Below are 26,896 nucleotides of genomic sequence, written 5' to 3'. Positions count from 1 at the left end.
GATCGAGGCATGCGATGGCCGCTGAGCCTGGCCAGGCAGCCTCGTCTGCCCAAAATCCGCCGCCGTCGCTGGAACAGCTGCAGGATCTGCTGCTGGAGAGCCCGGGCTTTGACGAATTCCTCCTTGAACTCAGCGTCTTTTCGGCGGCGAAACTCGCTGCGCCCGAGCCCCTGCTGTGCGCGATTTCCGTGGAACGTGACGGGCGGCCGGTTACCGTGGCCAGCAGCAGCGAGGCAGCCAAGAGGATGGATGAAAAGCAGTACGGGTTCGACGACGGCCCTTGCCTGACAGCCCTGAGGGAAAACCGGAGGGTGCTGGTCGAGGACCTCGAGGAGTCTGAACGGTGGCGCCGCTACGCCGGGGCGGTGGGGCACGGGGCTGCATCCGTTCTAGCTGTTCCCATCGATGCCGGACCGGACGCCTCAGCAGCCCTGAACTGCTATGCCATGAGCACCGACCTGTTTGACGAGGCCGCCATCGCCTCGGTCGAGTCCTACGCCCATTCGCTGTCGCGCATACTGCGCCTCGCCCTGCGCGTCCACCGGGTGGCACTACACCCCGAACGGCTGCACGGAGCCCTGCAGTCCCGGGCCGTCGTCGATGCCGCCCTCAGCCTGGTCATGGCCCAAACGCGCAGCAGCCGTGACGAAGCAGCCGGAATCCTCCACGACATGGCGCTGTCCAGCAAACAGCAGTTGAAGCGGATAGCAGCGGACATCCTGAACGGCGCAAAGCTTCCGGAGCGGGCAGGACACGGTGATGAAACGCATGGATAAGCCCTCCGGAAGTAGCCGCAGGACCCCTGACTATGATGGGAAGCACCTGCCGGACGCACCTCGCAGAGGGGCGTTTCCCATCCTGATGACATGTGAGGCCACCCCGTGACGCGGAACCAACCCATGGCAGGTGAACTGTCCGAGATCTTCGCACGCGTGGCCGGACTCCTGCTGACGGAAACAGTGGTCGACCATGCCGTGGAAAGCCTGGCACAGGTAGCGCACGAAAGTGTAGCCGGCAGTGTCGGCGCAGGCGGCACCTTGATCGATGCCCAAGGCAGGCCAACCAGTACGGCGTCGACAAACGCCCTGGTGGAAGAGATGGACCGCCTGCAGTACGACCTCGGGGAGGGTCCCTGCCTGTCCGCCTGGGCCGGTGCGCGACCCGTCCGCGTTGACGATCTTCGCGAGGAACGGCGCTGGCCGGAGTGGAGCGCTGCCAGTGCTCCGCTGGGCCTGCTGTCCTGCCTCAGCGTCCCGCTGTGGGTGCCGGACGCCACCGGCGCGAGCGGGCAGGAGCCCATTGGAGCGCTGAAGGTCTACGCAGACCGGCCGCATGCCTTTGATCAGCACAGCGAGCAGATCCTGTCCCTCCTGGCCGGTCCTGCAGCACTCTTCCTGTCCAACCTGCAGGCCCGGGATCGCGCCTCGGCGCTCAGCGCTGCCCTGAAAGATGCCCTGCACAGCAGGAGCGTCATCGACATGGCCAAGGGTGTGCTCATGGAGCGGCTGCAGGTGGGCGAACGGGACGCCCTGCAGGTCATGATCAAGCGCTCGCGCACGGAGGAAGCGTTACTCAGCGCCGTGGCGTTGGGGATCCTCGAACCGACCATGGACCTCGCCGCCGGTCGCCATGAATCTTGACCCAGACGGCGAGGAGCAGCGGGAACAGACTGCCAAGGCATTCCGTTCGACGGACCTTGAGGTCGACGAGCTCTGGATGCACTACTTCAGCATCGGCGGCGACGCCGGAGCGATGGAGATTGAGGCCTACCTCCACGGCTCCTACATGCTGCGCCCCATCCAGCGGGACCTTCTGGACCACGCCATCTACGAACTGGGCAATTCTTTCGACAACTGACCCGTTCAGCGACGACTAACCCGTTCAGCGCGGTTGCTGGGATGGGTTCGTGGGGACTCCGTGAGGGGGCGGATTCACCGGTGGTCCCGACGTTGCTGGGGTCACCTTCGATCCGCCGTCTGCACCGCTAACTTCCGGGGTGGGGGGAGCCGAACTTCCGCTGGGCTCGGCGCCTCCCTTGAGCGCCTCCAACCGGTGCTCCAATATCTGGACGACCGGAAGCCTGTTGCCATGGGCACGTTCGTACTCCAGCAGCTGGCCCACGCCGCCTTCGTCCAAGGCTGAGATCCGGGAGGGCAAGGTTCCGCTGGGAATGTGGTCATAATCGGCCAAGGGCAGTTCATCGTGTCCAGGAACATCGTTCATGAAAGAAACCTCCTAAAACAACAGCCTGCACCGGCCGGTGGGGACGGCAGGCAATGGATGCGTCCTGCCAAACTAGCAGTGATCGGCCTGCTGCATAAGGCGCCGGTTACGTCCTGTTCAGCCGGTTGGGGAACTTGACGGCCCACCCGGCACGGACTAAACAATAAGTAACCTTAGTAATCGCTATCGTCCAGCACGAGGAGGAATTGCCATGAGTGAAAAGCCAGGTAACCAGACGCCGGACACTCCCAATGTCAGCGAGACCGAACTCCGGGAAATGAAGGCGGATGAGCTGCGTGAGGAGGCCCGCGGCGAGAACATCAGCGGAGCCTCGAACATGCGCAAGGAGGAGTTGGTGAAAGAGGTCGCCAACGCCCGTTCCCAGGGCGGCGGGGGCAGTGACTCCCGGGATGGGGAAAACAACGACGGCGGTGCTGACGCTGACGATCTGGGCGCCGGGCCGGAAGGCGGCAAGATCCGCCACGGCGACGCCTCATCCAGCTCGCTGAAATATTCACAGGAGGTCACCTCCACCGAGGACGAACCGGAACGCGAAGGCCGCAGCCTGGCCACGACCCACCATGAGGTCATCAGGCAGTGGGCAGAGGAACGCGGCGGATCCCCGGCCACCGTTGAAGGCACCGAGCACGGCGACCACCTGGGCGTGCTGCGCATTGATTTCGGCGGCGACGATAGCAAGCTGCGCCGCGTCAGCTGGGAAGAATGGTTCAAGACGTTTGACGACCGCCGTCTCAATTTCATCTACCAGGAACAGCGCACCGACGGAACACAGTCCAACTTCTTCCGGCTGGAAAATCCGGAACGTGAAGACGCGTAGGGGTGCCGGAGGCCTCCTGCCAGGGCTCATCGCCCTGGCAGCGCTCTCCGGCTGCGCCCCCGAAGGAACGGCCGCCACCGGCGCGGCCGAAGCATTTCACCGTGCCCTGGCCGGTTCCGACATGGCCGCCGCCTGCTCGCTGCTGCAGCCCCACACCCGGGAGGAGACGGCCCGCTCCAGCGACTCCGGAACCTGCGAGGACCAACTGGAGAAGGAGAAGGCGAAGCTCACGGACCCCGGAAACGTGCTCCGCACCGAGCAGTACGGCCAGGACGCCTTTGTTCAATTCGAAAACGACGCCGTCTTCCTCGCCGTCTCCGAGGGAGGCTGGAAGGTCACCGCCGCCGGCTGCAAGCCCAACGGCGAAGAGGCGCCCTACGCCTGTGAAGTGGGAGGCAAGTGAGATGCGCTGGAGCTTCACCCTGTACCTGGTCCTGATCCTCGGCGGCCTGGCGTACATGGCCGCTGTCGGCCTGATGCACGGATAGGCGGACTGTGAAAAAAGCATTGAGGAACAACGGCCTCAGCCTGTTCTTCGGCCTGATCTTCCTCCTCGCCCTCCTCGGCCAGGCCCTCACCGGCCATGCCCTGTACAACGAGGAACAGCTCAGCTCCGGGCTGGAGGAAATCAGCCTCGCGCAGTACCTGGTGTCGTCCAACTTTGCCGTGGACGTCTCGGAAAACTGGCAGTCGGAGTACCTGCAGTTCCTGCTGTACATCTTTGCCACCATCTGGCTGGTCCAGAAGGGCTCCCCGGAATCCAAGGAGCTGAACGAGCCCGGCACCGAGTCGGACAAGGAACAGCTCGTGGGCGAGTTCAGCAACGCCAAATCGCCGAAGTGGGCCCGCGTCTCCGGCTGGCGGCGTACCCTCTACTCCAACTCGCTGGGGCTGACGATGGGACTGATCTTTGTCCTGTCCTGGCTGGTGCAGTCCATTTCCGGCAACAGCAACTACAACCAGGAGCAGATCCAAAACTTCGAGCAGCCCGTCGGCTGGACGGAATACATCGCCTCGCCGGAGTTCTGGAACCGCACGCTGCAGAACTGGCAGTCCGAGTTCCTGGCCGTCGGATCCATGGTTGTGCTGTCCATCTACCTCCGCCAGCGCGGCTCACCCGAGTCCAAGCCCGTGGGCTCGGCACACGACGACACCGGCACAACCGGCTGATGCCGGCTTAGAGGTCGGCTCAGAGGCCGTCGACGGCCCAGCCTTCCTGGTAGTCCGGATGGTCCTTGTACACAGCGGCGAGGGCCATCAGGACGTATTCACTGGTGGCGCCGATGGCGGTGGGAACGTCGGTGACCAGCGGGACATTGCCCAGGATCTTCCGTTTCGCCGCGCATTCCGACAGCACACGGCCGGGATTGAACCACCCGACGACGGGTCCTGCCGTTCCTTCCGTCTCCAGTCCCTGCCGGGCATCCGCCTCGTCCTCCGCGATCCGCGCTTCCAGAAAATCGATCAGGTCGGCCATATGAAGTCCCTCGCATTCAATTTGGGTAGGTGGATAGAGTCCATCGTCCGGACCCTCAGTCGCGTCGGTATGGCGTCAGGCTTCCTCCTTCGGACGGTGCCGCCGCTGCGGGGCGAGCGGAACAACAACCACCGGCCGGGTCTGCCGGTGCGTGAGGTGGACGGCCACGGAACCGAGCAGCAGCTGCTCCAGCCGGGCGCCCACCCTTCCTTCGCGCGTCCCCACCACGATCACCGAGGCGTCGGCCGAATCGGCCAGCCGGGCAAGCGCCCGCGCAGGTTCCCCGACAAGGGTCAGCAGCGACCAGCGGATCCCGGCCTTGCCGAGGACACCCTGCAGGTGCTCCCTGAGACGGGCGCTGGTCTGCTCGGCGTCGTCAACGGTTCCCGCGCCCGCCGACTGCAGAAGGTCCTGGTCGTCCCGCTCGTTGCTGAGGTAGGACGTGATGTCCACATAGGCGCAGATGAGCTTGACGTTCAGGGAGTAAGCCAGCCGGGCGGCATGCTGCACGACGGCGGGCGGCTGCCCGGGCACAACGCCCGCCACCACCGGGCCGGCGATGCGCTGGGGGACGAATTCGCCCTCGCCGCTGGGAAGCCCGGCCTTCTTCGCTGGCTCATTCATGAGTGCTGCCATTCCACGCTGTCCTTACGGCAGATCGGGGTGACTCTCATTGTCAGCCTACTAGGGCCCATTGGCACCGGCGGGCAACCTGACGGAGGATGGGCGCATGGCGGAACGCGGAGGTAGCAGGCAGCATGCCGTCGCCGGCTGGTTCTTCGGCTCGGTCAGTGTTGTCCTGGGCCTGATCATCCACGCCGGGACCGGGCATCCGGTGCCCGCGGTGCCTCTCCTCGTCGCCACCGCCGCACTGCTGGGCCTGGCCGGTGCAGTCGTGGCCCGCATCGGTGTTCCGAACTGGGCCCTGCTGGTGCTGGCGGGTATGGGACAGCAGACCGTTCACTGGGCTTTTGCGTTTTTCGCCAATCCGCTCGCCACCACCCTGGGCGGCGGCCACGGACATGCGTCCGCCGCGCAGTTCACCGGCCCCGGCCTGCTGCTGGAAGGCGTCCCGTCCCAGCCACTGCATGTGCTGCTCCACGTGCACATTGCCGCAGCCCTGCTGACGTTTGTTCTGGTTCAGCGGCTGACAACACGGGCCACGAAGCCGTCCGGCCCGGGTGCCGCAGCGTACCCGGGATAGTGCAGCCCGCATGTTAAGTTGAATCGGTGGGACAGACCTGCCCTACACGCCAGTCTGGGAGAGCCAATACGTGGAACCGCATTCGCCAGTCCGAATCCTGACCGTCTGCACGGGCAACATCTGCCGTTCCCCGGTAGCCGAACGCCTCCTCCAGGCGGGTCTGGACCAGGTGCTTCCCGGCGGCTTTGAGGTTCGCAGCGCGGGAACCCGTGCCCTGGTGGGCGATCCCGTCCAGCCGCTCTCCGCGGACATCATCCACACCTTTGGCGGGACAGCGGAGGACTTCGCGGCGCGCCAACTGACGGGCAAGATCCTCCGGAACGTGGACCTGGTCCTCACCATGACCTCCGGCCACCGGGGTGAGGTGCTCCAGCTCGATGCCTCGCTGCTGAAGCGCACCTTCACCATCCGCGAGTTCGCCAGGATGCTCGATGTCCTGGAGGAGCGGGAAGGCCAGGCACCTCCGGCGGCGGGCCTCAACGGTGAGCGGCTCGCGGCCAACACCAGGCTCTGGCGCAAGCTCCCGGCGCGCGCGGCATCGGTCCGGCATCTCGCACTGGCCCCCGACGCCGCGGACAACGACGTCGTGGACCCCTACCGCCGCAGCGCCGATTACTACCGGCAGATGGAAGACGAGCTGGCCCCGGCGATCATCTCCATCCTGCGTTTCGCCCGGCTCAACGCGCCCGCTTAAGGCGGCCGGCCGCCGTCGTTCTCACGGACGGCTTTTGGTGATACCTTCCGATCATGAAATCCCGGAACAGTCCGGGAGCCGGGGCCAACGGCGACCCCGCTCCGGGTGCCGACGGCGGCACCAAACCCAAACGGCCCATACGCAACGTTGTGCTGGCAGCGGTGCTCGGGATTGCCCTCGTGGCGGGCGCCTTCCTGGTCAGCCTGGCCCAGGTCTGGAACAACCAGACCGCCAAGACAGAGATCAGCGCGGCCCCCGAAAGCCCCACGCAGACAGCAACCGCCAAGCCCTCCCCCACCAAGAAGCCTGCGCCCAAACCGCTGAAACCGCCGGCGCCGGCCAAGCTGCCCATGAACATCCTGCTGATCGGCAGCGACCACCGCAGGGGTGATCCCGCCTTGCCCAGCGGCCTGCCAAACCAGCGCGCTGATGTCCTCATGCTGGTGCATCTGTCCGGCGACGGAAAACAGGCCTACGGGATCTCGCTCATGCGCGACCTCTGGGTCTCAATCCCCGGCTACGGCGAAGCCAAGATCAACGCCTCGCTCGAGCAGGGCGGAATCCCGCTGGCCGTGAGGACCGTGGAATCCCTGTTCGGGCAGAAGATCCACCACGCCGTCATGATGGACTTCGAAGGCTTCAGGGGCATCACCGAGGCGCTCGGCGGCGTGGACGTCAACAATCCGCAGGCCTTCACCTCAACGCACGACACGCGCCAGCACTTCCCGGCCGGCGTGAACCGGCTCAAGGGCCAGCGCGCGCTCGAGTTCGTCCGCGAACGCTACGCGTTTACCGACGGCGACTACCGCCGGGTCGCGAACCAGCAGCTGTTCCTGCGCTCCACCCTGGCCAAACTGCTTTCCGCCCGGACCCTGGCCAACCCGGTGACGCTGTATAAGCTGGTCAACACAGCGTCGAAGTACATCACGGTGGACAAGGGACTGAACGCGGCGGGGCTGGCCAGCCTCGCGTACAGCCTGCGGAACGTCAGGATGCAGGACGCGGTGTTTTTCACGCTTCCGACGGCGGGCACCGGGTTCAGCACGGACGGCCAGTCGATCGTGGTGCAGGACCCCTCCGCTGTGGCCGCAGTGGGGGCGGCGCTCGGGAGGGACCGGCTGGGGCAGTACGCCGCGACGCTGGGGAAGTGACGCTCTTGGAGCGCCGATCGTGAGGGGTAGCCAGTGAATAAGCTGATCTGGGTCATCGCAATTGTTGCGGTGCTGTTTTTCATCGTGGGCGCCGCCGTGGAGGCCGTGTCCTTCCTGCTGTGGCTGGCGCCCGTCCTCCTGCTGGCGGCCCTGCTGGTGTTCTTCGTCAACCGGTCGGGCGGCAAACGCATCCCCTAAACGCGTCCTCACCTCCTGCCGCCTTTCTCCCAACGCTCTCTCAGATCCCGTCGCCTTTTGGCCAACGCGTCCGCACAGGTGATAGAGCGTTTCCCGTTTGGCAGCAGGATGTGAGGGAGCGTTTGGCTCGAGGCGACTAAATCTGAGGACGCGTCTGAGGTTCCGGGCGGGTGATTACTCTGCTGACATTCCGGGTAAGGCACTAGTAACGTGAAAATTCGCAGGCCTAGCCCAAACGGGAGTGCAATCGTGGGACAGAACGGAACCTCCGCTGACGGAACGCACAAGGATGCCCCGGTGCCCGCTGCCTGGACAGCCGGCGCCGTGGAGCTCATCCTGATCCGGCACGGCGAGAGCCAGGGCAACGTGGCCGCCACCGACGCCACTGTTTCCGGCGCGGAGGTGATCGCCGTCCCGGCCCGTGATGCCGACGTCGAGCTTTCCTCCACGGGACGGGAGCAGGTAACTGCCCTGGGACGCGCCCTGGCGGCGGTCCCCGAGGACCGGCGGCCCGACGTCGTCATCTCCTCCCCCTACATGCGCGCCTACCAGACGGCCGAGATCGCTGTGGAGACGGCGGGCTGGCCCGTCCCCGTCCGCTCGGACGAGCGCCTCCGCGACCGTGAGCTGGGCATTCTGGACATGCTCACGGCCTTTGGCGTGGAAACCCGGCTCCCCGAGGAGGCAGAACGACGGCGGTGGCTCGGCAAATTCTATTACCGGCCGCCGGGCGGGGAATCCTGGGCGGACGTGGCGCTGCGGCTCCGCTCTGTGATCGGCGAACTGAACGCGCTCGGCAGCGGCCACCGGGTCATGCTGGTGTGCCATGACGCCGTGGTCATGCTGTTCCGGTACATCCTTGAGGGCATGTCTGAACGGGAGCTCCTTGACGTGGCGGCCAGCAACCCGGTCCTGAACGCCTCGCTGACCCGCTATGTCCGGCCGGAGGGCGTGGGCCCGTGGACGCTGGAAAGCTTCAACGTGGCCCACCACCTCATAGAGCAGGGCGTCGAAGTGACCGAACACGCGGGGGATGCCAATGTCCACCCGCGCTGAGGCCTCCAACGCTGCCCCCAATGCTTCCGCCGACAATGCCGGCACCCTGATCACTCCGACGCTCCTGCGAAGCTGGCCGCTGCCGTCGGCCGGCGCGGACAAGTACTCCCGCGGCGCGGTGCTGGTGGTCGGCGGCGGCCGCCGCACGCCGGGCGCCACATTGCTCGCCGGCACGGCCGTGCTTCGGGCCGGGGCCGGGCGGGTGACTTTGGCAGTCGCCGAATCGGTGGCGGTCCAACTGGCCGTGACGCTGCCCGAGGCGGGGGTGATCGGACTGCCCGAAGCTCCGGGCGGCTCGGTGGGCGACGCCGGACTCGAGGATCTGCTCGGGGATTATGATTCTGCGGATGCGGTGCTGATCGGCCCGGGACTGGATGACATCGGCAAGACCGAGGCGCTGCTGCGGGGACTGCTCCGGCATGACTCCTCCCGGGATTCCGGTGATGCGCCGGCCCTGGTGCTCGATGCCTATGCCCTGGGCGCACTCCCCCGGCTGGTCGACGAACTCGGTCCCTGGGCTGGCCGGCTGATCCTCACACCCAACCCCACCGAAGCGGGAATCCTGCTTGGCCGGGATACGGAAGATCTGGCGGCGGACGCCGTCGAAATCGCCCGGAAGTACGGGGCAGTGGTGAGCTGCCAGGGCGTGATTGCCGGGCCTCCCGGCGCCGGCAATCCGGACGGCGGAAACCCCGACGGCGGCTCTCCGGACAGTGGATCCCCCGCCTCCGGGAACCATTGGGAGATCACCACCGGCTACGGCGGGCTGGGAACCTCGGGCAGCGGCGACATCCTGGCGGGCGCCATCGCAGGGCTCCGGGCCCGGGGAACCAGCGACGCGCAGGCTGCATGCTGGGGGACGCATCTTCATGCAGTGGCAGGCGACAGACTGGCCAGCCGGGTGGGCAGCCTCGGCTATCTGGCGAGGGAACTAGCGGACGAACTGCCGCGGCTCATGATGGAGCTGGCCACGTAGGCAAGAGGTGCCGCCAGCGGATCACTTCATCGACTTCAGCATGGACCGGAGCGATGCGGCAGCCATGGTGGCTGCGGCCTGCGGCTCGGCGCGGCCAGCTGCGACGTCGCCGACGGCCCTGGCTATGGGCAGTTCTGTCATCGCAGCTCCGGCAAGCTCCCCGTGGCCCTCGACGATCCCCCAGCGCTCCAGGTCGTTGGCGCCCTGCAGCAGGGTGGAGAGAACGTCCCTGGCATAAACGCTGCCGAGCCGTTCGGTCCGGCCGGCCGCAACGGGCGTGGACATCCAGGCCTCGGCGTATTCGGCCGGGTTTGCAGTGCTGCCCGAGCGCACCGGAATGCGCTCCTCCGGGGCAATGGCGAGCCAGTCAGCATAGCCGCCGGTCAGGAAGTACTCCACGAAGCGGCGGGCAGGTTCGGCGTCCGAATCAGCCGTGACAGTCCACGAGACCACTTCACCGAAGTGTGCCGGCCGTTCCCCGTCCGGGCCCTGGAGACCGGCGACCACTCCGGTATTCCGTGCCAGGAACAGCGGGTCCTTGATGCATTCCGCGCAGCCGGGCCGGGCATCGGTCCGGGTACCGGCCAGCTCATCCAGCATGTTCGTGGGCCAGATCGCCATGGCTGCCTTGCCGGCGAAGTAGGCGGACCGCACGGAGTCAATGTCCTGTATGCCGGGCATGGAATAGTTCTTGAGCAGGTCACGGTAGAAGCGCAGGGCCGCAATGCACTGGGGGCTGTCGAAGGTGATGCCTCCCTTGGCGTCCACCATCTCGCAGCCGTTACCCTGCGCAACGTGCTCAAACGACTGCTGCGTGAACGCCTGGCCTGTCTTGTTGGCCGCAACTATTCCGGCGAGCGCCGGGGAATCCAGCGTCCTGGCCGCGGCTACAAGGTCCGCGTATGTCCGGGGCGCCTTCAGCCCGGCCTTCGTGAAGAGATCCTTGCGGTAATAGACCAACTGGTGCCAGGCGGAGCCCGGAACGGCCAACTGCTGGCCGTTGTGGCGGGTCAGTTCAAGCGCCCGGGCGGACCACGTCTGTTCCCCGAGGCTCTGTACGATGGCCGCGTTGGCCGCGGAGTTGATGTGGCCGGAGGCCGCCATGGTCCGGACCTGCCCCAGCGACAGGGAAGCCATCACGTCGGGAAGGTCTCCGGAGGCGGCTGAAGACGCCATGACCTGGTTGAAGCGGTGCGAAGGAACGCCCACGAGGTCGGCTTTCACCCCGGTGGCGGCGGTGAAATCCTCGATGACGGCGCGGAGCTTGGCCATCCGGTCCGGAAGCGTCTCGGTAGTCCAGACGGTGATGTTGTGGTGGTCGATATCCGGGGCAGGCCCGGGCGGCTGGCCTTTGCCGGGCGTACAGGACACGAGAAAGGCCGCCGCCAAGGAGACTACCGCTAGAACAGCCGCCCTGACTTGGCCTCTGGTCCTATTCACTTGGCACTCCTGCCATACGTGTCCGCAGTACGGAGGCACGCGGGGCGTCAACCCCGTACAACTAGGAGACCTGTGTGATAAGCGTAGCCAATAGGTTCCCGGCTGTCAGCAGGGCCTGCCTGACCCGGAAAATGAATGCCCACATGAAGGGACGGCCTCCGCTCGTTGAGCCGGAGGCCGTCCGCGAGAGGATCCGGACGCTGCTGCCGTGCGCTGTCTGGCGCGGTGGCGTGCTCCCGGGCTAACCGCCCCTCTGGCAGCCAAATTGAAGCCCCGGGTCCTCCCGTTCACTGCCGGCCGCGTGGGCTGGCTGTAGATGTTTTATAGCACCGGCACCACACCGCCACAAGGGTGCAGTTGCGGGTATTTTCCTTCCGGAGTTGGCGCCGTCGGGACGGGAAAACGGGAGCTGACGACGGCGGGCGGCCGGCTGTTCCTGCGGCTCCCCGCCGGCTTGGGGTGCTATTGCTAGGCCCGTCTGGCCGGGAGTATTTTAAGCGTGGGATTGAGCTCAAGCAGCAGGGCGCCGATGCCCCCTAACCAGGAGCGCGTCAATGACGACCATCTCCAACGCCCACCTGCCCGGCGAAGCGCAGCGTCCCTCCGGCGACCCCCTGTGGTGTTCGCAGTGCCAGACGGATGAACATCTGATCGTCGAATCGATCGAGGCCCTTCATCCCCCTCAGGACGGCGTCGTCGACGTTTCCTACACCTGCGTGGAATGCGACCACTTCTACGCCCACGCCGCCGGTGTCCATGACGTGGCGGGTGTGCTGAACCGCCACGGCCAGGTGATGGGGGTGCTGCAGTTCGGCGGCGAGTACTTCCACTGCGGTACCCCGATGGCTTCGCTCAGTTCGGGGACCAGCAGCATCTACGGTTCGGAGCTCGGCCACTACCCGACCATCCACGACGTCCACTTGCCCACCCGGCTGCTGCGTTGCGGCTGCGGATTCCAAATGGAAGTGCCCGACTGAACAAGAGCCCCGCACAAGGGCTCGACAGAAAACCCCGGAATGAGGAGAACGGCAATGTCCATCCTGGCTCGCGACATCATGACCGGCGGGGCCGAGTGCATCGGCGTCAACGAAACCCTGGAGCAGGCTGCCAGGAAGATGAAGGACCTCGACGTCGGTTCGCTACCGATCTGCGGGGAGGACAACCGGCTCAAGGGGATGCTCACAGACCGGGACATTGTGGTCCGCTGCCTGGCCGAGGGCGGCGACCCCAAGAGCACCACGGCGGGCGATCTCGCTGCCGGCAAACCCGTGACAATTGGCGCCGACGACACGATTGAAGAAGCTATCCGAACCATGCAGCAGCACCAGGTGCGCAGGCTGCCGGTGATTGACGGCCACGACCTGGTCGGGATGCTCAGCCAGGCCGACATTGCCAGGAATTACCCGGAAGACCGGGTGGGTGAACTCGTGGAGTTCATCTCCTACTGAGCGTCCCCAGGCGGGGCGTCCCTTAATCGGGCGTCCCTTAATCGGGCGCCCGGTGCCGCAGCTCCGGCATCGGCTGAATCCGGATCGGCTGCCTCGGTCGGCGAGAACTGCGCGTCCGGATACACCTGCTCGGGACGGTCGCCGTAATAGCGGGCCAGCCAGCGGCAGAGGCCGTCCAGGCCGGGCAACAGCACACGTTCAGTGACGTTGGCCTGGTCAAGGTGGTTCCGGATGGCCCACTTCAGCTCCGCCGGAAACACCACCTTGCGGTAGAGCTCGGGGTGCCCTGCCAGCCAGTCTGCCAACGACGCCTCCGGATCAGTCATGATCGAGAAGACGGCCGACTGGTTGACGATCCGGTCATCCAACGACGGCGGTTCGAAGAACAGCGGGACGCCGGCGCCGTCGTCGGACCTGTATTCATCAAAAGCTTCCAGCGACCCGGCGGCAGCAGTGAGGATTTCGGTGGTGAACAGGCCGTGGCCCAGCGGCTCCACGTGGGTCCGCAGGCCCGGCGGCAGGAGCTCGTGCGCCGCCACGTAATCGACGCACCAGATCACGCCGGGACGGCCGTAGCCCCGCGGATTCGAGGTGGCGAAGTGCAGGGCGACGTACGGGGAAAACGTCCAGTCGAGCAGGCGAGTTGGCAGTCCGTGGTGCTGCGCAACGCTCAGCCAGTTCCACAGCGAATCCCCGGGGGTGGCATCCCGGTGGGCGTACTTCTTGAAGTTGCGCAGCAGATGCTGCTCCAGGCCGCCGGCGGCTTCGGCCTGCAGCCTGGCCAATCCGGTCTCCAGCGGATACTCGTCCGAGGACAGGCCGCGGTACGCGATGTTGATGCGGTACTTCGCCTCTGACGGCTGCCACTGGTCCTGCGTCAGGGCAAAGATCAGCTGCTGAAGATCTTCAACGTGGACTTCCTGTCCGTTTCCCACGAGACCGCCTTTTGGACTGGAGCCGCATAAATTACCAAGGGCACTTATCTTTAGATACTAATCATGCTTACTATATTCATGCCAGCACCGGACAACCGCAGGAGAATTTATGCGCAGGCTGTTTGCTACTCTCGCCGCCCTAGTTGCCATCGCCGGCGCCGCGCTTTCGCTCGCTGCACCGTCCCATGCGGGACCTTCCGCCGCGGCTGCAACGAAGGCCCACACTGTGACGGTTCACCCTGTGACCGCGCACTTGGTCCCCGTGCAAGCGGGGACGTCCGATGCGGCCGGAACGCCGGCGCCCACCGGTACGTCGTCGCCGTCCGCAACCCCGTCCGAGCCTCCCGCCAATCCAGGCACTGGAGAACCGGCCGAATCGGAAGCCAACCGCCTCAACTGGGCCCCGTATGTCATCGGGGCGGTGCTGATCGTCACCGCTCTCATCGTCTTTGTTTGGCGACGCCGCCGCGGAAACAAAACCATGGTTTAGGCGCCGCCGAAAACGGGCTTCCTGAATAGGCACCAGTCACTATCCGTTCCACCCAATTCCATTTGAAGGAGTAGTCGCCATGACCACCATGGGCAGCGCGGCCGGTGCAAGGTCCCGGCTGCAAAGGGCCGCCCAGGCCGTAGGGGCAGTCTTCCTGCTCGTCGGCATCCTCGGGTTCATTCCCGGAATCACCACGAACTACGCGGCTCTGGGAATGGCCGGGCCCGCGTCCGACGCCCTGCTGCTGGGCGTCTTCCAGGTGTCGATCCTGCATAACATCGTCCACCTGCTCTTTGGCGTGGCCGGACTTCTCATGGCACGGACGCCGGGGCAGGCACGGAGCTACCTGCTGTACGGCGGGATCATCTACCTGGTCCTGTGGCTGTACGGCCTGCTGATTGGGCACGAGACCGCTGCGAACTTTGTTCCGGTCAACACGGCCGATAACTGGCTGCACTTCCTGCTGGGTGTCGGCATGGTCGGTCTGGCCCTGATGCTGTCCCGTGACACCCGGAGGGTCCACGGTCCCGCCACGGGCCATTAACCGGTAAACCTTTTGCGGGGGTGCCGCAGGCGCTATCCTGATGCCGTCGGTTCTGTGAACCGCTCACGGTCCTGCCGGCACCCTCGCACCAAACGGGGCGTTGAAGCGCGATGCCGGGGAGTGGCAGACGATGACCGCATATCAGCAACCAGTAAGCATCACCACTGAGGCTCCCAGGGTTGTGCCCCGCCGAAAAGGCAACATGGTGGTCAGGTGGGTCACCACAACCGACCACAAGACCATCGGGTATCTGTACCTGATTACCTCCTTCGTGTTCTTCTGCCTCGGCGGCGTGATGGCCCTGCTCATCCGCGCCGAACTCTTCGAGCCAGGCATGCAGGTCCTGGTGACAAAAGAGCAGTACAACCAGATGTTCACCATGCACGGCACGGTCATGCTGCTGATGTTCGCCACCCCCCTGTTCGCCGGGTTCACCAATGTGATCATGCCGCTGCAGATCGGCGCCCCGGACGTGGCGTTCCCCCGGCTGAACGCGCTGGCCTACTGGTTCTTCCTGTTCGGATCAACCATCGCCGTATCCGGCTTCATCACGCCGCAGGGGTCCGCAGCCTTCGGCTGGACGGTCTACGCGCCGCTCAACAACACCACCTTCACACCGGGAATTGGCGGCGACCTGTGGGTCTTTGGCCTGGCGCTATCCGGCTTCGGCACCATCCTCGGCGCCGTCAACTTCATCACCACCATCATCTGCATGCGCGCCCCCGGCATGACCATGTGGCGCATGCCGATCTTCACATGGAACACCTTGATCACCTCGGTGCTGGTGCTGATGGCGTTCCCGCCGCTGGCGGCCGCGCTCTTCGCCGTCGGAGCGGACCGCCGCTTCGGCGCCCACATTTACGACCCCGAAAACGGCGGGGCCCTGCTGTTCCAACACCTGTTCTGGTTCTTCGGCCACCCCGAGGTGTACATCATCGCGCTGCCGTTCTTCGGCATCGTTTCCGAGATCTTCCCGGTCTTCAGCCGCAAGCCGATCTTCGGCTACAAGGGCCTGGTCTACGCCACCATTGCCATCGCTGCCCTGTCGGCCACAGTCTGGGCGCACCACATGTACGTCACCGGTTCCGTGCTGCTGCCGTTCTTCGCACTCATGACCATGTTCATCGCCGTCCCCACCGGAGTGAAATTCTTCAACTGGATCGGCACCATGTGGGGCGGCTCGCTGACGTTCGAGACCCCGATGCTGTGGAGCATCGGCTTCCTCATCACGTTCCTCTTCGGCGGCCTGACGGGCATCATCCTGGCCTCCCCGCCGCTGGACTTCCACGTCTCCGACTCCTACTTCGTGGTGGCACACTTCCACTACGTGGTGTTCGGCACCGTGGTGTTCGCGATGTTCGCAGGCTTCTACTTCTGGTGGCCGAAGTGGACGGGCAAGATGCTCAACGAGCGCCTCGGCAAGATCCACTTCTGGATGCTGCTCGTGGGCTTCCACGGCACCTTCCTGATCCAGCACTGGCTCGGCGTTGAAGGCATGCCCCGCCGCTACGCGGACTACATGCCGCAGGACAACTTCACGGCCATGAACCAGTTCTCCACCTTTGGCTCCTTCCTCCTGGGCGCCTCGCTGATTCCGTTCTTCTGGAACGTGTTCATCACGGCCCGCAGCAAGGAGAAGGTGGAGGTGGACGATCCCTGGGGCTTCGGCGCCTCCCTGGAGTGGGCCACGTCCTGCCCGCCGCCGCGGCACAATTTCACATCCCTGCCGCGCATCCGCTCCGAGCGTCCGTCCCTGGACCTGCACCATCCAGAACTGCGCGTCCGCGAACACGACGCCGTGCACAGCACTGCTGCCGACGTTCTGGGTGCGGCGGACATTGGCGAGCGCGACGTGCGCAGCCCGAGCCCGGACGAGTAGCGCCAGCCGGCCGGCTTCCACACGCACTGAGGCCCCGGACTCCAAAGGGAGTCCGGGGCCTCAGTGCGTGTTCACTTCAGATAAATATGCAAACCCCTAGGCAGCCGCTGCCACCGGGAAGCGGCGCGCTCCGGCGCCCGTGCCGGCGTGGGCCGGAGCCAGGACGCGGACGTTGCATTCGGACTGCTGCGGATCAATGGAACGCGGCAGGTGGTGCGTTTTGGAGCATTCCTGCAGCTGCTCGAGTGCGACGGGCTCCACGCGGGCGTGGCTGACATCGACGACGAGCTGCAGGCCCTGGCGAAGGTGGTTGGCGCGCTTCATAACGACGTAAAGAGCTTGGATGCTTTGGGCGGTTACGTGACCCTGGGCGGCGACCTGAGCCTCACCACAGTCGAGATCCACGCGGACCAGTACCTTGAGCTTCTGGTTCAAAACTTCTCCCCTCATGCGCGGCCGCGACGCTGCGACCGGGTATAACCCTAGCGTGCATGTGACTCAGGTAACAGGGAAATTCCAAATGTTTCAGAAATGGGACTTTCAGGACTTATCGGCCGGGCCGGGGACGCGCGCCTGGTCCGCAGACACTGCGGACGGTCCGCGGACATGCGAATGGCCCGGGGACGCGTGGGTTCAGCGTCCCCGGGCCATTTTGGTCTCCTTCGACCGTTCGACGGCGGCGCAGAGTCCGGGGGCCGCCGGCTCCGGGTGGGGCCGGCTAACTCCTGGTCGGGTCTGGCCGCAGCGGCTCGGGACCGGGGTCGGGCACCGGCAGCGGGCCTGGCGGTTCGGGCGTGGGAATGGGGTTCGGCGGTGCGGGGCGGGACGGGTCCGGCCGCATGGGATCGGGACCGGGCTCCGGCGGGAACGGCTCTGGCTCGTGGACTGGCGGAATGGTCATGCTTCCCCCTCGAAGGCTCTTGTGGGTTCCTTATTGCTGACGCGAGTTCAGCATACGCCCGGCGCCGGAACGGGGACAGGGGCCGGGAAGGGCGTCCGCGACGCGTAAGAAAGCCGCCCTCTCCCCCGGCAGCGGACTCCCCCGGTAGCGAACGGCGGCCCAAATGTCAGGGCGGCTCTATATATTGAGGGAATGACCCACACTTCCGTGCAGCAACCCGCAAGTTCCCCCGCCGCTGCCATGCCCGGGCCGCCCGTGGCCAAGCGGGTGCCCACCCAGCGCACGCACCACGGGGACACCTTCGTGGACCAGTACGAATGGCTGCGGGACAAGGAGTCCGAGGAGGTCGTGGCACACCTGAAGGCAGAAAACGCCTACCAGGAAGCCCTCACAGCCCACCAGGAACCGCTGCGCGAGGCCATCTTCCAGGAGATCAAGGGCCGGACCAAAGAGACAGACCTGTCCGTTCCCAACCGCAAGGACGGCTGGTGGTACTTCAGCCGCTCCGTCGAAGGGAAGGAATACGGCATCCAGTGCCGGGTCCGCGCCCAAAACACGGGCAACCCGGTGGCGGACTGGACCCCGCCGGCGGTGGAGGCCGGCGTCGAAATCCCCGGCGAGGAGGTCCTGCTGGACGGCAACGTCGAGGCTGAAGGCAAGCCGTTCTTCTCCGTGGGCGGCACGGCCGTCACCATCGACGGAAACCTTTACGCGTACGCGGTGGACAACGCGGGCGACGAGCGGTTCACGCTGCGGATCAAGGACCTGCGGACCGGCGAACTGCTGCCGGATGTCATCGAGAACGTCTTCTACGGGGTGTCCTTCTCCCCGGACGGCACCCGCATTTTCTACACGGTGGTGGATGACTCCTGGCGGCCGTATCAGGTGAAGTCCCACGTCCTGGGCACTCCTGTCGCCGACGATGAGGTGGTTTACCAGGAGGACGACGCCGCCATGTGGCTGGGCTTTGAGCTCTCCGCAGACCGCCGTTACCTCGTGCTGGGCATCGGCTGCTCTGAGTACAGCGAGACGCGCCTGCTGCGCTTTGACGATCCCACCGGCGGCCTCTCCACGGTGATTTCCCGCAATGAGCGCGTGCTCTACGAGGCCGAACCGTTCCTGCTCGAGGGCCCCGACGGCCAGAAGACCGAACGCATCCTCCTCACCCACAACCGCAACGCCGTGAACTCAATGGTTTCGCTGGTGGACCCTGCCGAGCTGTCCAAGCCGCTGTCCGAGCAGCAGTGGACCACCGTCGTCGAACATTCCGACGACGTCCGGGTCAACGGGGCGGGGGTCACCGCCACCCACCTCGTGGTCTCGATCCGGAAGGACACCATTGAGCGGGTCCAGGTGATGGGGCTGTCCGGGCTGGGAACCGCTTCGCAGCAGGCTCCGGTGGAACCGGCGTTTGACGAGGAGCTGTACACCGCAGGGGTTGGCGGTTCCGACTATGAGGCGCCCGTGATCCGGCTCGGCTACACCTCCTACTTCACGCCCTCGCGTGTGTACGACTTCGTCCTGCCCACCCCCGAGCAGCCCGCCGGGGAACTGCTGCTCCGCAAGGAAAGCCCCGTGCTGGGCGGCTACGATTCCGCGGACTATGTGGCCACCCGGGAATGGGCAGTGGCCGCCGACGGCACCCGTATCCCGCTGTCGGTACTGCGGCATAGGTCCGTCAACCAGGACTCGACGGCGGCAGGCCTGGTCTACGGCTACGGCTCCTATGAGCTGAGCATGGACCCGGGCTTCGGCATCGCACGGCTTTCCCTGCTGGACCGCGGAATCGTGTTTGTCATCGCGCACATCCGCGGCGGCGGGGAACTCGGCCGGCATTGGTACGAGGACGGCAAAAAGCTCAGCAAGAAAAACACGTTCACGGACTTCATCGCCGCCACCGATTGGCTGGCCCAGTCCGGGTGGGTGGCGCCGGACCGGATTGCCGCGCTGGGCGGCTCCGCCGGCGGCCTGCTCATGGGTGCCGTGGCCAACCTCGCCCCGGAGAAATACGCCGCGGTCGTGGCGCAGGTTCCGTTCGTGGATCCCCTCACCAGCATCCTGGATCCGGAACTGCCGCTGTCGGCCCTCGAATGGGAGGAATGGGGCAACCCCATCACCGATCCCGAGGTGTACCGGTACATGAAGTCCTACACACCCTACGAGAACGTCCGCGAGGTCGCTTACCCGAAGATCGCTGCGGTCACGTCCTTCAATGACACCCGGGTGCTCTACGTGGAGCCGGCCAAGTGGGTGCAGGAACTGCGCAACAAAACCACGGGCAGCGAACCCATCCTGATGAAGATCGAGATGGACGGCGGCCACGGTGGGGCTTCCGGCCGCTACGTGCAGTGGCGGGAGCGCGCCTGGGACTACGGTTTCATCGCCGATTCGCTGGGTGCCACGGAACTGCTGCCCGGCGCCGGGCTCAAGTAGGCCATCGACTGCTCCGTAAAGGCCCTTTTGAACACTCAGAAGGGCCGTTACGGAGCATTCGACGGGGTTTCGCACCGATTTGCCAAATTCGGCCACCTGCCCGCCCGGGTCAGCGGCCTTCCTTGGTAATGCGCCGGAACGAACAGGCAACGGCGACAACGGCAGGACAGTACCGGTGCCAGGCGCCGGGCTCAAATAAACCATCGATTGCTCCGTAGGTGACCTTTTGACGCCTAATAAGGGCACCTACGGAGCAATCGATTGGGACTTGGGAAAGAACGACGGCGGCTCTCTCCCGTAACGCTGCCGGGACTGAACCGAACTGTGCTCCGGGCAACATATATTTGAATGATGCTCCCGGCGCTCAAGAAATACCTGCTGCTCCCGAAACTGGTGAAGCTGTCCTCCAACGCGCCGAAGGACCCGCGCGTAGCCTGGGACCAGTACTGGGGCAACGTCAGGGCGACCGGGGCCGGCGGCGACGTGCTCTGGGATTCCGGCAGCGACCACGAGCTGCAGGCATATCTGGAGCACCTGACGCGGCAGCTGGACCCCAGCCTTCCGCTCGTCGACGTCGGATGCGGCAGCGGTGTCTTCACCCGTGCCCTTGCCCCCTACTTTCCGCATGTCCTGGGGGTGGACGTGTCAGCAAACGCCGTTGCCCGCGCAGCCGCGGAATCAGATGGAGCGGAGCAGGTCACCTACATCGCGGCCGACATGACAGCACCCGCTGGCGTCCGCGCCGTGACCGATGCCCTGGCTGGGGCCGGGTTCCCCGGCGAAGCCAACATCTTCATCCGGGGCGTCCTGCATGTACTCAAGAAGCCGGCGCAGGCGGCCCTCGCCGGCCAGCTGCATCCGCTCGTGGGCAGGCGGGGCCGTGTGTTCCTGGCCGAAACCAACTTCTGCGGGAACCCGGTCCAGTACGTCAGCCATCTCGGAGCCACCCTGCAGTCCATCCCCGGGCCGCTTGAGAGGGCCATCCGCGGGCTACCCATGCCCGGCCGTTTCGGCGCCGAACAGCGCAGGCGGGCGTTTCCCGAGGCCAGCTGGGACCTGGTGGAAGACGGTCCGGTGACCCTTGAGACCCGGCCCCTCACATCCGCCGACCGCCCGGAACAGATCCCGGGCTACTTCGCCGTGCTCCAGGCCCGCTGAAAGGGAAGGGCCCGCTGAACTGAAGGCCCGCTGAACCGAGAGGCCCCGGGACCGAAGACCGGCCGGGAACTACCGGGCCTTCAGCCAGGAGAGCGCCTCGGTCCGGTCCGTGAAGAACCTCGTGGGGCACGGGGTTTTGTTGATGCCCAGGATGAAGTTGGCAAGCACCCGGTCCACCGGCGATGAACCCAGCAGCGCAATCCTCGAGGCCTGGCAGGGGCGGCCAAACACAGCACGGGCTCCGCGGCTCACATCGGCGGTGGTGGCCATATCCACGATCATCGGATGCCGGCTCTCGCCGCAGAGCACGTTCACCTGCTCCATGGCAGCCTCGGCGTCCGCCTCGGTAATGCTGGCGTCCCTCGCCCACGTCAGCCGCAGCACGCCTTCGGCATCCAATTGCAAGTCGAACAGCGTGTTGCGTCCGGTGCTGTTGGAATTCAATTCAAACCTCCGCGGTGGGCTAGCGTGGACAAGTATCACGGTACATCCCTCCGGGACGCGGCCCAGATCTGCCTACTGATAATGTGAGTCCAAAGTCACGGTAGCCTCAACAGGCACTCGCAACACAGGGGGCACATGGTCCAGGCACCGGCGGAGTATTCCTCCGCACCTCGCGAGGCGGTGGTCGCGCTCACTCATGCCGCACGCCTGGACGCGGTGGCGTCTGTCCTAGAAGACGCCGGCTTCACCGTCCGCAAGGCGCCCGACGCCGGCTCCCTCGCCGGGGAGCTGGAAGGCGGGCAGGCCGCCGTCGTCCTTCTTGATGCGGCCCTCACGGACGGGTACCGGTGGGAAGGCACCCCAGTGCTGCTCCTCGTGGACCTGGCCGGCGACTTCGACCTTGCCCGTCTTGAACTGTGGGGCATCGCCGACTACATCTCCCACGACGCGCCGGCCCGGGAACTCACCCGTCGGGTGGAAACCCTCATTGGCCGGGCCCGGGAACGGCGTCGCATCCGGGCGGAAGCCGAGTTCCTGCGCGAGAGCCTCCGTAACGTCTCCGCCGCCATCCGCGGCACCAACAGCCCCCAGCAGATGGCCAGCCACCTGGTGCGCGGCTTTGGCGAATCCCTCGGCGTGGACCACGTCTGGTTCACCACGTTCCAGGATTCCCGCGTGCCGCGGATCAGCGCTCAATGGTCGCTGCCCGGCCACGCCAAACTGCCGGACACGCTCGGCACCCTTGAGGACGCGGCCCGGGAACAGACCACCTCGCTGTGGTCGGCCGCCGAAGCCCTGGCGGTTCCGGACCACCACACCGTTCCTGACTACCCGACGGTGCCGGACCACCAGACGGTGCCGGAGCACCAGTCTGACCAGTCGGCCGCCCTGGCCGAGGGACTGCTGAAATGGTCCGGCCTGGGCTCCGTCCGCGCCTCGGTCGCCCTGCCCGTGGGTGAAGGCGAGTCCGCGCTGGGAATCATCTGGATTGCACAGCTGGACAAGGCACGCGACTGGACCAGGGCCGAAATCGCCCTCATCCAGCATGTGGCCGGCAACCTCGCCCATAGCCTCATCCAGGGCCACCTGATCAGCGCGCAGCTCCAGGTGCTGCAGCAGCTTCGCGAGCTGGACAAGGCCAAGACAGACTTCCTGGCCACGGTCAACCACGAACTCCGAACGCCCCTGACCTCCATCACGGCCTACCTGGACATGATCCGTGACGGCGCAGGAGGCCCCGTTCCCCACGGCATCGAATCCATGATGGAGGTCATCTCCAGGAACTCGGACCGCCTCCGGAGGATGATCGAGGACATGCTCACGGTCTCCCAGCAGGACACCTCCGGCAACCTGAACCTGAAGCAGGTGGAGCTCGGCCAGGTCCTGCGGATCGTGGTGGCCGCGCTGCGCCCGCTGGCGGATTCCCGGAACGTGGCCATCACCGGCGCCGATTCGCACGAGGACGTGAAGGTCCTGGCAGACGAAGCCCAGCTGGAGCAGGTATTCACCAACATCGTGGCCAACGCCATCAAGTTCACCCCGAACGGCGGCCGGATCAGCATCAGCTTCATGACCGCCACGTCCCAGGCCGGCAGCCCCTGCTCCGTCGTCAAGGTCACGGACACCGGCGTCGGGATTCCGGAGCAGGAAATCGCGCAGGTGTTCACCCGTTTCTACCGGGCGTCCAACGCTTCCTCCGCGGCCATTCCGGGCAGCGGGCTCGGCCTGGCGATCGCCCACGACATCGTCCGGCGCCATGGCGGTTCACTGGACCTGTCCTCCGCGCTGGGCCAGGGAACCACCGTTGCGGTGCAGCTCCCCGTGGACGGTCCCCCGGCGGATGAAACGGACGACGACGAGGCCGGCGGCGACGACGCGGCCATCTCACCGCAAACGGACTGATCCCAAGCGAAAACCGCCCCGGACCTGCGGCCCGGGGCGGTTTTCGTAATTCTGGCTGCCTACTGCCGCCTTAGCTGGGCCACCAGCCGACGGAGGCGTAGTTGGTTTCAGCCTTCGAGGAAGAAGAGGTGGTATCGCCCTTCGGTGCAGCGTTTGCAGGAGCAGCGAAACCTGCCACTGCAAGGATGCCGGTCATAACGAGTGTTGCGGCAAGTTTCTTCATCCGCTGTCCCTTTCATTGTTTATGGCTGTGAAGCGAATCGCGTATTACGGGCGACAGTATACGGTCATCGGATCAAGGTTTAATCAAGTCATTTCCTGTCAATTCCACAGGATTGGCCTTGTTTTTCCGCCACTGTCTTGCCTTGGCCGTAATACAGGGAGTTAGCCCCCGGGCCGCACCGTCCACGGGGCGGATTATGGATAATGGGGGCATGCCCATGCAGCGTGACTTGTCCCCCTTCGTGATTGCAGAGTTGGCCGCGCGCGAAAGCTGGAAGCGCCGGGACTACGCCGCGGGATATATGGAAGCCGGTCACGCCGCCGAATTGGCGCGGGAGGCAGGCGACGAGCTGCGCTGGTGGAAGATGGTCCTGCTACAGGCCGAATGCCTGCGCGACCGGGGCGCCATGCAGGAGTGCCAGCAGCTGGCCGCCGGACTTTCAGCCCATCCCGTTGCGCATTCCGCTCCCGACCTGGGCGCCCGGGCCGCCATTCTGCTCGCGCATTCGCTGCAGGGCCTCGGCCGGCTCCCCGAAGCGGTGGATGCCGCTTCCACCGCCACCCGGCTCGTGGCCGGCGACTTTGAGAACGTCTATCTTCACATCCAGGCCCAGCAGGCCCTGATCGCCGCCCTGGCCGAAAGCGGCCGGCACGAAGATGCCTGGCAGGAGTGCCTGGACCTGGAGTCGCTGCTCACCGACCACGTGGACGAGGACACAGCCGGCAAGTCCTACTGGGTGATCGGCAACGTCGCGTTCCTCAGCAACCGGGTCAACGAAGGTGGCCACTACCACGACCTCGCTGCGGGCAAACTCTCGCCCTCGCAGGACGTCGACCTGTGGGCCCGCTTCAACCGCGGATCCGCAGAAATGCGCCTCCAGGCCAAGCTGTCTGACGCCGCAACGCTGCGCTGCATCGAACGTGCCGAACTCGCTACCGAGGTGGTGGGCGGCAGCGAACGGGACATCCTGGAGATGTCCCTGGTCCGTGCGCACTGGTACTACCTCACCGGGGACATGGAGTCGGCAATCAGCCTCCTGACCCCGCTCCGCACCAAGTTCCCCATCCTCGCCACCCAGACGGCGGCGGAGGGCACCTTCATCCTGGGCAAGGCCCTCATGGCGCAGGGACACGAGACGGAATCCCTGCAGATGCTTGACGAGGCCGTTACGCTGTTCGATACAGCTGCTGCACCGGAGCGTAGCGCCACCGTCCGTGGTTTTATCGCCTCAAAGGAGCGTTCGGACCGGCGCCAACAGCAATTTCTCCAGGGGGGGTAATGCCAGAAGCGACAGTGTTTCCCGGTGCGGCACCGCTGCAGCCGGAGTCCCCGGCGAGCCCGGCTCCCGCGCCCGTCGTCGCCTTCACCGTGCTGCCCGACCTCGCCGTCAAGGCGGTCCTGCCCCGCGGCGCGGACCTGGACGAGAACGCGGCCAGCCAACTGTACCGCCGCCTTGGGGAGCTGGCCGGGGACCGGAGGGTCGCCGTCGTTCTTGAATTGACCGGTGTGCAGTCCGTGACCCGTGCGGCGCGGGCCGCCTATGCGGCGATCCCCTCGGTGTCCGCCTGGGCGATCCTGGGCGAATCCCCGGTGGACAGGCTGCTGGGGCACTTTCTGCTGGGCGGCGAATTTAGCTCGGTGCCGGCCCGGTACTTCACCGACGAAAATGATGCCCTCGACTGGTTGAGCCACCTTGACGATGTTCTCTAACGACGATCCCCGGCTCGGGAAGCTGCTGGACGGCATCGTCCGCCTGGCGGCCGGGGAACTCCATTCGCGCATTGAAATTTCCGAGGCCCGGGACGAACTGGACGCGGTGATCATGGGCGTCAACCTGCTCGCCGAGGACCTGCAAATCATCTACCAGGAGCTCGAGGAACGCGTGGAAACACGCACGCGGATGCTCAATGCGGCACACAAAGAGCTCCAGCAGATGGCGCTCACCGATTCCCTGACCGGACTCTACAACCGCTCGGCGCTGGTCAGCGCCGTCAACTCGGCACAGGCGGAAGCGGCCGACGGCGGGCTGCCGCCGGCGCTGCTGCTGCTGGATCTTGACGCCTTCAAGAGCATCAACGATTCCTACGGCCACTCGATGGGCGACCAGGTGCTGGCCGCGGTGGGTGCCCGGATCCGTTCGTGCGTGCGCGACGAAGACATGGTGGCCCGGCTGGGCGGCGACGAGTTCGCCGTCCTGCTGCCTGCCACCACGCCGGCCAGGGCGGCCGCCGTCGCAAACCGGATCCTGGACTCCCTCAACGGGACGCTGGAGGTGGACGGCAAGACCATCCGCTGCGGAGCGAGCCTGGGCCTGCGGATTGCCGATCCCGGCGAAACCTCCGAGGAACTGCTCATGGAGGCGGACATCGCCATGTACGCCTCCAAGGCCGACGCCCGCAACAAGCTGCGGGTGTTCGAGCCCGCCATGCTCCATGCCCGGCAGCTCCGCAACCAGCTGGTCGGGGAACTGCGCGAGGCCATCGCCACCTCGCAGCTGGTGCTGTACTACCAGCCGGTGATCGAGCTTGCCTCGGGAAAGATCGAGGGCGTGGAGGCCCTTGTCCGCTGGAAACACCCCACGCGCGGCCTGATCATGCCGGACGAATTCATCCCCATCGCCGAGGAAACGGGACTCATTTCGGAGCTCGGCAACTGGGTGCTGAGGAACTCTGTGGAGCAGCTGCGGCGCTGGCGGAATTCCCCGGAGACCGGCCGCCATAATTTCGACATGCGCATCAACGTCTCGGCGGCGGACCTGCAGCGGCTGGAGTTCGTCGAGGACGTCCGGGACGCGCTCACCGCCGCGGACCTCGAGCCCGGGCTGCTGGTCCTCGAGCTGACGGAGAGCGACATCATCAAGGGCAACGAGCTCGACAGGTACACGCTCGCCAGCCTGCGGAAGCTCGGCGTGGGCCTGGAAATCGACGACTTCGGCACCGGCTATTCCTCGATCAGCTACCTGCGGCGGCTGCCCGTGGACCGCGTCAAGGTGGACCGGACACTGCTCACGGCACTCGGCAGCGACCCCGCGCAGCCTACACTGATCGCGGCCATCCTCCAGCTCATCCGGGCCTGCGGACTAGAGGCCGTGTGGGAAGGCGTGGAAAACGCGGAGCAGGCCGAGCACCTGCGGAACACCGGCTGCATCAGCGGACAGGGCTACTACTTCAGCCGTCCCCTCCCCGCGGCCGAATTCACCGAACGCCTCGCGTCGCAGGACGTCTGGCCCGGCTGATTCCCATCCGTTGCTCCGTAGATGCCGTTTTGCGGGCTCATAAGGGC

30 protein-coding genes are annotated in these 26,896 nt (G+C 65.8%); 23 read left to right on the top strand and 7 right to left on the bottom strand.

The annotated features are described in order from the left end of the window. Positions 1-14 precede the first annotated feature (14 nt). From ACFTR6_RS08555 to ACFTR6_RS08530, 6 genes are all read left to right on the top strand, one after another. A complete protein-coding gene (locus ACFTR6_RS08555) occupies positions 15-776 on the top strand; it encodes a GAF and ANTAR domain-containing protein (RefSeq protein WP_377957582.1) in 762 nt (253 codons plus the stop codon). Between the two features lie 123 nt (positions 777-899). Beyond that, positions 900-1,640 (top strand): GAF and ANTAR domain-containing protein, encoded by a 741-nt coding sequence (locus ACFTR6_RS08550; RefSeq protein WP_377957581.1) that lies wholly within the window; start codon positions 900-902, stop codon positions 1,638-1,640. Then, positions 1,630-1,857: a hypothetical protein gene (locus tag ACFTR6_RS08545; RefSeq protein WP_377957580.1), complete on the top strand. Its 228-nt coding sequence runs from the start codon at positions 1,630-1,632 to the stop codon at positions 1,855-1,857. Before ACFTR6_RS08550 ends, ACFTR6_RS08545 begins: the two co-directional genes overlap by 11 nt. Before the next feature lie 577 nt (positions 1,858-2,434). Next, a complete protein-coding gene (locus ACFTR6_RS08540) occupies positions 2,435-3,061 on the top strand; it encodes a Rho termination factor N-terminal domain-containing protein (protein ID WP_377957579.1) in 627 nt (208 codons plus the stop codon). After that, a complete protein-coding gene (locus ACFTR6_RS08535) occupies positions 3,048-3,464 on the top strand; it encodes a hypothetical protein (protein WP_087871921.1) in 417 nt (138 codons plus the stop codon). Before ACFTR6_RS08540 ends, ACFTR6_RS08535 begins: the two co-directional genes overlap by 14 nt. Before the next feature lie 92 nt (positions 3,465-3,556). After that, positions 3,557-4,231, top strand: coding sequence for a DUF6766 family protein (locus tag ACFTR6_RS08530; RefSeq protein ID WP_076800665.1), 675 nt, complete (start codon positions 3,557-3,559; stop codon positions 4,229-4,231). 19 nt (positions 4,232-4,250) lie between these two features. Here the strand turns inward: ACFTR6_RS08530 and ACFTR6_RS08525 are convergent, their stop codons facing one another. Then, positions 4,251-4,538, bottom strand: a complete 288-nt coding sequence (locus tag ACFTR6_RS08525; RefSeq protein ID WP_076800663.1) for a DUF6221 family protein — start codon at positions 4,536-4,538, stop codon at positions 4,251-4,253. A 75-nt stretch (positions 4,539-4,613) separates the two neighbouring features. Next, the gene (locus ACFTR6_RS08520) at positions 4,614-5,174 is read right to left on the bottom strand and encodes a universal stress protein (RefSeq protein ID WP_377957578.1); all 561 of its coding nucleotides are present in this window, start codon (positions 5,172-5,174) and stop codon (positions 4,614-4,616) included. Positions 5,175-5,268: 94 nt separating this feature from the next. Between ACFTR6_RS08520 and ACFTR6_RS08515 the strand changes: the two genes are divergently transcribed. The 6 genes from ACFTR6_RS08515 to ACFTR6_RS08490 all read left to right on the top strand — a co-directional run bounded on the left by ACFTR6_RS08515 (position 5,269) and on the right by ACFTR6_RS08490 (position 9,817). Then, entirely contained in the window at positions 5,269-5,742 is a 474-nt protein-coding gene (locus ACFTR6_RS08515; RefSeq protein WP_377957577.1) for a hypothetical protein, read from the top strand. A gap of 70 nt (positions 5,743-5,812) precedes the next feature. Next, entirely contained in the window at positions 5,813-6,436 is a 624-nt protein-coding gene (locus tag ACFTR6_RS08510) for a low molecular weight phosphatase family protein (RefSeq protein WP_377957576.1), read from the top strand. A gap of 53 nt (positions 6,437-6,489) precedes the next feature. Next, positions 6,490-7,587 carry an LCP family protein gene (locus ACFTR6_RS08505; protein WP_377957575.1) on the top strand — a complete coding sequence of 366 codons (1,098 nt, stop codon included), beginning with the start codon at positions 6,490-6,492 and terminating at the stop codon, positions 7,585-7,587. A gap of 33 nt (positions 7,588-7,620) precedes the next feature. Further along, positions 7,621-7,785 (top strand): hypothetical protein, encoded by a 165-nt coding sequence (locus ACFTR6_RS08500; protein WP_157365164.1) that lies wholly within the window; start codon positions 7,621-7,623, stop codon positions 7,783-7,785. 297 nt (positions 7,786-8,082) lie between these two features. Beyond that, on the top strand, positions 8,083-8,841 hold the full coding sequence (locus tag ACFTR6_RS08495) for a histidine phosphatase family protein (protein ID WP_076803739.1): 759 nt from the start codon (positions 8,083-8,085) through the stop codon (positions 8,839-8,841). After that, positions 8,825-9,817: an NAD(P)H-hydrate dehydratase gene (locus tag ACFTR6_RS08490; protein WP_377957574.1), complete on the top strand. Its 993-nt coding sequence runs from the start codon at positions 8,825-8,827 to the stop codon at positions 9,815-9,817. Before ACFTR6_RS08495 ends, ACFTR6_RS08490 begins: the two co-directional genes overlap by 17 nt. Before the next feature lie 21 nt (positions 9,818-9,838). Here the strand turns inward: ACFTR6_RS08490 and ACFTR6_RS08485 are convergent, their stop codons facing one another. Then, positions 9,839-11,257, bottom strand: coding sequence for an ABC transporter substrate-binding protein (locus tag ACFTR6_RS08485; protein WP_377957573.1), 1,419 nt, complete (start codon positions 11,255-11,257; stop codon positions 9,839-9,841). A 554-nt stretch (positions 11,258-11,811) separates the two neighbouring features. On the opposite strand from ACFTR6_RS08485, the gene ACFTR6_RS08480 reads away from it, so the two are divergent. Both ACFTR6_RS08480 and ACFTR6_RS08475 read left to right on the top strand, forming a co-directional pair. After that, complete coding sequence (locus ACFTR6_RS08480; protein ID WP_076800652.1) at positions 11,812-12,234, top strand: hypothetical protein; 423 nt, start codon at positions 11,812-11,814, stop codon at positions 12,232-12,234. A gap of 54 nt (positions 12,235-12,288) precedes the next feature. After that, positions 12,289-12,705 (top strand): CBS domain-containing protein, encoded by a 417-nt coding sequence (locus ACFTR6_RS08475; RefSeq protein WP_076800650.1) that lies wholly within the window; start codon positions 12,289-12,291, stop codon positions 12,703-12,705. On the opposite strand, the gene ACFTR6_RS08470 is transcribed toward ACFTR6_RS08475, so the two are convergent. Beyond that, positions 12,699-13,640: an FRG domain-containing protein gene (locus tag ACFTR6_RS08470; protein ID WP_377957572.1), complete on the bottom strand. Its 942-nt coding sequence runs from the start codon at positions 13,638-13,640 to the stop codon at positions 12,699-12,701. The genes ACFTR6_RS08475 and ACFTR6_RS08470 overlap by 7 nt on opposite strands. 109 nt (positions 13,641-13,749) lie before the next feature. On the opposite strand from ACFTR6_RS08470, the gene ACFTR6_RS08465 reads away from it, so the two are divergent. The 3 genes from ACFTR6_RS08465 to ctaD all read left to right on the top strand — a co-directional run bounded on the left by ACFTR6_RS08465 (position 13,750) and on the right by ctaD (position 16,553). After that, the gene (locus ACFTR6_RS08465) at positions 13,750-14,130 is read left to right on the top strand and encodes a LuxR family transcriptional regulator (protein WP_377957571.1); all 381 of its coding nucleotides are present in this window, start codon (positions 13,750-13,752) and stop codon (positions 14,128-14,130) included. A 79-nt stretch (positions 14,131-14,209) separates the two neighbouring features. Further along, positions 14,210-14,674, top strand: coding sequence for a DUF4383 domain-containing protein (locus ACFTR6_RS08460; RefSeq protein WP_377957570.1), 465 nt, complete (start codon positions 14,210-14,212; stop codon positions 14,672-14,674). A 130-nt stretch (positions 14,675-14,804) separates the two neighbouring features. Then, the gene (gene ctaD, locus ACFTR6_RS08455) at positions 14,805-16,553 is read left to right on the top strand and encodes a cytochrome c oxidase subunit I (RefSeq protein ID WP_076800642.1); all 1,749 of its coding nucleotides are present in this window, start codon (positions 14,805-14,807) and stop codon (positions 16,551-16,553) included. Positions 16,554-16,649: 96 nt separating this feature from the next. Here the strand turns inward: ctaD and ACFTR6_RS08450 are convergent, their stop codons facing one another. Then, complete coding sequence (locus tag ACFTR6_RS08450) at positions 16,650-16,988, bottom strand: hypothetical protein (RefSeq protein WP_083706315.1); 339 nt, start codon at positions 16,986-16,988, stop codon at positions 16,650-16,652. A 658-nt stretch (positions 16,989-17,646) separates the two neighbouring features. Between ACFTR6_RS08450 and ACFTR6_RS08445 the strand changes: the two genes are divergently transcribed. Both ACFTR6_RS08445 and ACFTR6_RS08440 read left to right on the top strand, forming a co-directional pair. Continuing rightward, positions 17,647-19,887 (top strand): S9 family peptidase, encoded by a 2,241-nt coding sequence (locus ACFTR6_RS08445; RefSeq protein WP_377957569.1) that lies wholly within the window; start codon positions 17,647-17,649, stop codon positions 19,885-19,887. A 351-nt stretch (positions 19,888-20,238) separates the two neighbouring features. Next, positions 20,239-21,045 carry a methyltransferase domain-containing protein gene (locus ACFTR6_RS08440; RefSeq protein WP_377957669.1) on the top strand — a complete coding sequence of 269 codons (807 nt, stop codon included), beginning with the start codon at positions 20,239-20,241 and terminating at the stop codon, positions 21,043-21,045. Between the two features lie 69 nt (positions 21,046-21,114). Here ACFTR6_RS08440 and ACFTR6_RS08435 read toward each other — a convergent pair whose 3' ends face one another. Continuing rightward, on the bottom strand, positions 21,115-21,489 hold the full coding sequence (locus ACFTR6_RS08435) for an STAS/SEC14 domain-containing protein (RefSeq protein WP_377957568.1): 375 nt from the start codon (positions 21,487-21,489) through the stop codon (positions 21,115-21,117). Positions 21,490-21,624: 135 nt separating this feature from the next. On the opposite strand from ACFTR6_RS08435, the gene ACFTR6_RS08430 reads away from it, so the two are divergent. Further along, positions 21,625-23,391 (top strand): ATP-binding protein, encoded by a 1,767-nt coding sequence (locus ACFTR6_RS08430; protein WP_377957567.1) that lies wholly within the window; start codon positions 21,625-21,627, stop codon positions 23,389-23,391. 70 nt (positions 23,392-23,461) lie between these two features. Here ACFTR6_RS08430 and ACFTR6_RS08425 read toward each other — a convergent pair whose 3' ends face one another. Continuing rightward, complete coding sequence (locus tag ACFTR6_RS08425) at positions 23,462-23,614, bottom strand: hypothetical protein (RefSeq protein WP_157365163.1); 153 nt, start codon at positions 23,612-23,614, stop codon at positions 23,462-23,464. A gap of 211 nt (positions 23,615-23,825) precedes the next feature. Here ACFTR6_RS08425 and ACFTR6_RS08420 point away from each other — a divergent pair, with 211 nt between their 5' ends. The 3 genes from ACFTR6_RS08420 to ACFTR6_RS08410 are packed head-to-tail and all read left to right on the top strand — an operon-like array spanning position 23,826 to position 26,849. Then, positions 23,826-24,893, top strand: coding sequence for a hypothetical protein (locus tag ACFTR6_RS08420; protein WP_377957566.1), 1,068 nt, complete (start codon positions 23,826-23,828; stop codon positions 24,891-24,893). Beyond that, positions 24,893-25,324, top strand: a complete 432-nt coding sequence (locus ACFTR6_RS08415; protein ID WP_377957565.1) for a hypothetical protein — start codon at positions 24,893-24,895, stop codon at positions 25,322-25,324. The genes ACFTR6_RS08420 and ACFTR6_RS08415 overlap by 1 nt, the downstream gene beginning before the upstream one ends. Further along, entirely contained in the window at positions 25,314-26,849 is a 1,536-nt protein-coding gene (locus ACFTR6_RS08410) for a putative bifunctional diguanylate cyclase/phosphodiesterase (RefSeq protein WP_377957668.1), read from the top strand. Before ACFTR6_RS08415 ends, ACFTR6_RS08410 begins: the two co-directional genes overlap by 11 nt. Positions 26,850-26,896 lie beyond the last annotated feature (47 nt).

Source organism: Arthrobacter sp. NPDC057009 (assembly GCF_042673905.1).
Classification (GTDB): Bacteria; Actinomycetota; Actinomycetes; order Actinomycetales; family Micrococcaceae; genus Arthrobacter.
The sequence above is the reverse complement of the archived record's forward strand: the minus strand, read 5'-3'. Positions and strand labels throughout refer to the sequence as shown.

Bases quoted from the DNA above. Each gene is read 5' to 3' on its own strand.
- ACFTR6_RS08410 (WP_377957668.1), top strand. From the start codon at position 25,314: ATGTTCTCTAACGACGATCCCCGGCTCGGGAAGCTGCTGGACGGCATC.
- ACFTR6_RS08430 (WP_377957567.1), top strand. From the start codon at position 21,625: ATGGTCCAGGCACCGGCGGAGTATTCCTCCGCACCTCGCGAGGCGGTG.
- ACFTR6_RS08480 (WP_076800652.1), top strand. From the start codon at position 11,812: ATGACGACCATCTCCAACGCCCACCTGCCCGGCGAAGCGCAGCGTCCC.
- ACFTR6_RS08420 (WP_377957566.1), top strand. From the start codon at position 23,826: ATGCCCATGCAGCGTGACTTGTCCCCCTTCGTGATTGCAGAGTTGGCC.
- ACFTR6_RS08550 (WP_377957581.1), top strand. From the start codon at position 900: ATGGCAGGTGAACTGTCCGAGATCTTCGCACGCGTGGCCGGACTCCTG.
- ACFTR6_RS08415 (WP_377957565.1), top strand. From the start codon at position 24,893: ATGCCAGAAGCGACAGTGTTTCCCGGTGCGGCACCGCTGCAGCCGGAG.
- ctaD (WP_076800642.1), top strand. From the start codon at position 14,805: ATGACCGCATATCAGCAACCAGTAAGCATCACCACTGAGGCTCCCAGG.
- ACFTR6_RS08475 (WP_076800650.1), top strand. From the start codon at position 12,289: ATGTCCATCCTGGCTCGCGACATCATGACCGGCGGGGCCGAGTGCATC.
- ACFTR6_RS08515 (WP_377957577.1), top strand. From the start codon at position 5,269: ATGGCGGAACGCGGAGGTAGCAGGCAGCATGCCGTCGCCGGCTGGTTC.
- ACFTR6_RS08555 (WP_377957582.1), top strand. From the start codon at position 15: ATGGCCGCTGAGCCTGGCCAGGCAGCCTCGTCTGCCCAAAATCCGCCG.
- ACFTR6_RS08440 (WP_377957669.1), top strand. From the start codon at position 20,239: ATGCTCCCGGCGCTCAAGAAATACCTGCTGCTCCCGAAACTGGTGAAG.
- ACFTR6_RS08460 (WP_377957570.1), top strand. From the start codon at position 14,210: ATGACCACCATGGGCAGCGCGGCCGGTGCAAGGTCCCGGCTGCAAAGG.
- ACFTR6_RS08490 (WP_377957574.1), top strand. From the start codon at position 8,825: ATGTCCACCCGCGCTGAGGCCTCCAACGCTGCCCCCAATGCTTCCGCC.
- ACFTR6_RS08445 (WP_377957569.1), top strand. From the start codon at position 17,647: ATGACCCACACTTCCGTGCAGCAACCCGCAAGTTCCCCCGCCGCTGCC.
- ACFTR6_RS08465 (WP_377957571.1), top strand. From the start codon at position 13,750: ATGCGCAGGCTGTTTGCTACTCTCGCCGCCCTAGTTGCCATCGCCGGC.
- ACFTR6_RS08505 (WP_377957575.1), top strand. From the start codon at position 6,490: ATGAAATCCCGGAACAGTCCGGGAGCCGGGGCCAACGGCGACCCCGCT.
- ACFTR6_RS08545 (WP_377957580.1), top strand. From the start codon at position 1,630: ATGAATCTTGACCCAGACGGCGAGGAGCAGCGGGAACAGACTGCCAAG.
- ACFTR6_RS08525 (WP_076800663.1), bottom strand. From the start codon at position 4,538: ATGGCCGACCTGATCGATTTTCTGGAAGCGCGGATCGCGGAGGACGAG.
- ACFTR6_RS08520 (WP_377957578.1), bottom strand. From the start codon at position 5,174: ATGGCAGCACTCATGAATGAGCCAGCGAAGAAGGCCGGGCTTCCCAGC.
- ACFTR6_RS08540 (WP_377957579.1), top strand. From the start codon at position 2,435: ATGAGTGAAAAGCCAGGTAACCAGACGCCGGACACTCCCAATGTCAGC.
- ACFTR6_RS08425 (WP_157365163.1), bottom strand. From the start codon at position 23,614: ATGAAGAAACTTGCCGCAACACTCGTTATGACCGGCATCCTTGCAGTG.